Source organism: Lysinibacillus fusiformis (assembly GCF_003049525.1).
In the GTDB taxonomy this organism is placed as follows: Bacteria; Bacillota; Bacilli; order Bacillales_A; family Planococcaceae; genus Lysinibacillus; species Lysinibacillus fusiformis.
This window is the reverse complement of the sequence record NZ_PYWL01000056.1, coordinates 1-421: the sequence shown is the minus strand read 5'-3', so window position 1 is coordinate 421 and position 421 is coordinate 1. Positions and strand designations below refer to the sequence as shown.

1 pseudogene is annotated in these 421 nt (G+C 42.8%); it reads right to left on the bottom strand.

The features are described 5' to 3' along the window. Nucleotides 1–86: 86 nt before the first annotated feature. Nucleotides 87–421, bottom strand: a pseudogene (locus C9J29_RS24065) (UDP-N-acetylglucosamine 1-carboxyvinyltransferase); the annotation flags it as partial.

Below are 421 nucleotides of genomic sequence, written 5' to 3'. Positions count from 1 at the left end.
CCTCGGTCAGGCTTTATGCATTTTTTAAAAAGATTGCGGGCATACTAATTTTCGTTGTATGAATTTTGCAGATGGACTTACATCCTTTACGCGTTCATATCTGAGATTAACGTGTTTACTTCGGTAAAGATTACTTCTGCATCGTTAACACGTTCAATGTCTGCGCCTAATGCTTCAAGCTTGCCGTGGAAGTTCACGTAGCCACGATCTAAATGCTTTAATTCAGTTACCCTTGTGTTTCCTTCAGAAACCAGCCCTGTTAAAATAAGAGCGGCTGCTGCACGAAGGTCTGTAGCAGAAACTTCAGCGCCTTGAAGGTTAGATGGTCCGGTCAGAATCACCGAACGACCTTCAATTTTAATTTCAGCATTCATCCGGCGGAATTCCTCAACGTGCATAAAGCGGTTTTCAAAAACCGTCT